Source organism: Helicobacter apodemus (assembly GCF_000765745.2).
In the GTDB taxonomy this organism is placed as follows: domain Bacteria; phylum Campylobacterota; class Campylobacteria; order Campylobacterales; family Helicobacteraceae; genus Helicobacter_D; species Helicobacter_D apodemus.
On sequence record NZ_JRPC02000057.1, the window covers coordinates 1 to 2,655 of the forward strand.

A 2,655-nucleotide genomic window follows, 5' to 3' on the forward strand; every position below is an offset into this window, starting at 1 on the left:
GTCTTTGTCCTCTTGTTTCTCCCCTTTTTTAACTTCCTCCTCTAGCGGCTCTTTCTCATAATAGTGCCAACCACGCTTTGAATCTGTGAAAAAAGAATTACTTTGCCCATATAGTAATGCAATGGTTGTTAATGTTAATAGAAGTTGCTTTGACAAATACAGCCTTTTTTAAAATATATAACTTTAGCATTTAAAGTTCAACAAAAAAGATGAAAAGGAGAAAAAATTAAAAAATTAAAAAATATTACTTAATTCTTTCTATTTTTTGCTTCTGTGTATCCCGAAGCAATCTCAAGCATTGCAATAAAAGTTTCAATATCTTTTGCATTTAAATTAAATTTACCAGCAACACAGCCATATTTATAAGCTTCAACAATTTTATATTGTGGATATTGCTTTTGTGCTTCTATAATCTTGCTAGATTGCTCCACACTTCTCTTTTGTTTTTTAATCCTGTCTTTTACTTTAGATAGAGTGAGTTTGCCATATTTATAATAAATGGCATACATTGCTTGTTCTCCAAAAATGTTTTTTAAAAATCCTTTAATATTTTTAGCCCCAATAGGAACATTTTGCCCTCTTATAGATTTTAACTCAAAGGTTATGATATAGGATTCTAGTATTTTTACAAGTTTTGATTCCCCTGTTGAGAGCTGATTAATGTTTGCCTGTGGCACCTCTTGTGCTTGTGTGCTATCTATAATCTCTTGAATTTCTTGTGTATTAAATTTATCCATAATGCTTCCTTGTGTTTATTAATATTATTAGAATTATTACATTTAAAATTCAACAAAAATTTTATTTATAGATTTTTGTCTCTATTGGTAAGAATGGAAGTGAATTTTGTAGTGAATATTTTGTATTGAGTAGAAGTGTGCTTTAAAAAGCTAAGAAATGTGAAAAAATAGGGGAGGATTTTTTGGTTTATTATATTTATATAAACAGGGAAACTAGCATATTTCAAAAAATCGGGAGTATTTTGCCTATATGGAATGGTATTAGGGGGAAAATAGCCTTGTTTTATCATTTTGGGGAGTATTTTGCCTATATGGAATGGTATTAGGGGGAAAATAGCCTTGTTTTATCATTTTGGGGAGTATTTTGCCTATATGGAATGGTATTAGGGGGAAAATAGCCTTGTTTTATCATTTTGGGGAGTATTTTGCCTATATGGAATGGCATTAGGGGGAAACTTAATATTTAATCTTAGATTCTTTAGTGTTTATTGCTTACTTAAAATTCACCAAAAAATATGGATAGTAAGTGGATACTAAGTGGATAGTAGTAGGATAGTAAGCGGATACTAAATGGATACTAAGTGGAGAGTAGTAGGATACTAATTGAATAACAGTTGGAGAGAATTTTTATATTTTTCTCCTTTTCATCTTTTTTGTTGAACTTTAAATGCTAAAGTTTTAATTTTAAAGGAGAAAAAATGCAAAATAAACCCCAGAAAATAGCAATAGACATAGGATATGGCGATACTAAAGTTATGATAAGTGGTAAAACCTTCAAATTTCCAAGTGCTATCTCACAAATTAGACAATCACAGATTCAATCATCAGAGCAAGATTCAAAGGCTTTTAGTTTTAATAATGCCCTTTATTTAGTAGGCGATGATGCCATAAATTCTGCAATTGCTACAAGAGGATATGGATTTTTACAAAAATATTCTCCCTTATTGATTTACAAGGCTATGATTGAAGCGGGATTATCTGTAGATAAACCCATAGAAATTGCTACAGGATTAAGTCTTGTCAATCAAGCGGATGTACAAGATTTTGTATCAAAAATTAGCTCTTTTATGATTAATGGAGTGCATTTAGAGCCAAAAGTTTTTCTTTTTGCTCAAGGGCAAGGCATTTACAATGATATGAAGTCCTACAAAGAAGGATTAGTATGCGTTGTGGATATAGGATACAACACTTTAGATTTTTTAGTCTTTGAAAATGGAAGACCAAACAATGCTCTATGTTTTGCAAATAAAAAAGGTGCAAACATAGCCATTGTAGATTTACAAAAAATTCTTATGCGTGAATTTAAAGTAGATTTTAGCGAGCAAGAAGCTAAGAAAGTTTTTCTAAATAAAAAAGTAAAAATTGCTGGAGAAGAAGTAGATTTTAGTGATGAAATTAACTCATCTATGCAACATTATGCAGATGAAATTATAAATGAAATCATCAATAAAAATGAGGATATTGTAGCAAAAGCAGAGAGTGTAATCATTGGTGGTGGCGGAGCATATTTTCTCTCCAAAGAGATATTACAAGAAACACAAAAAGCTAATTATATTTTTGTAAAAGAGCCTGAATTTTCAAATGTTCGTGGTTATTTTAATGGCACATTTAGTTAATAGAATTAAAGGAAAATCTATGGCACAACTTATTGCAATGGCTCTACAATCCTATGCAAAGACTCCACAATGCTATGAGTTATTTACTAAAAGAACTAATTTAGAATTTTAGGAGGTAACTATGCAAGAAAAATATGAATTAAGAGTTACACTTACAAATAGCACAGCCATTAATATCTTAAAAGGGCTTAATAACTATGGACTAAAGCGTAAAATCATAGAAAGTGCTATTATAAAGTTTGCAAAAGGTAAGGCTACAATTCAAATAGATTTAAATAAGCAAGACCCTAAGAGTAAAAAAG

The 2,655-nt window shown here is 30.2% G+C and carries 3 protein-coding genes; 2 read left to right on the forward strand and 1 reads right to left on the reverse strand.

The annotated features are described in order from the left end of the window. Positions 1 to 248: 248 nt before the first annotated feature. The gene (locus LS72_RS10270; RefSeq protein ID WP_034555291.1) at positions 249 to 737 is read right to left on the reverse strand and encodes a hypothetical protein; all 489 of its coding nucleotides are present in this window, start codon (positions 735 to 737) and stop codon (positions 249 to 251) included. A gap of 698 nt (positions 738 to 1,435) precedes the next feature. Here LS72_RS10270 and LS72_RS10275 point away from each other — a divergent pair. Together LS72_RS10275 and LS72_RS10280 are read left to right on the forward strand one after the other, a co-directional pair. Continuing rightward, positions 1,436 to 2,353 carry a ParM/StbA family protein gene (locus LS72_RS10275; protein WP_034555289.1) on the forward strand — a complete coding sequence of 306 codons (918 nt, stop codon included), beginning with the start codon at positions 1,436 to 1,438 and terminating at the stop codon, positions 2,351 to 2,353. 121 nt (positions 2,354 to 2,474) lie between these two features. Beyond that, a partial coding sequence (locus tag LS72_RS10280; protein WP_138155339.1) for a hypothetical protein occupies positions 2,475 to 2,655 on the forward strand: 181 nt, incomplete at its 3' end.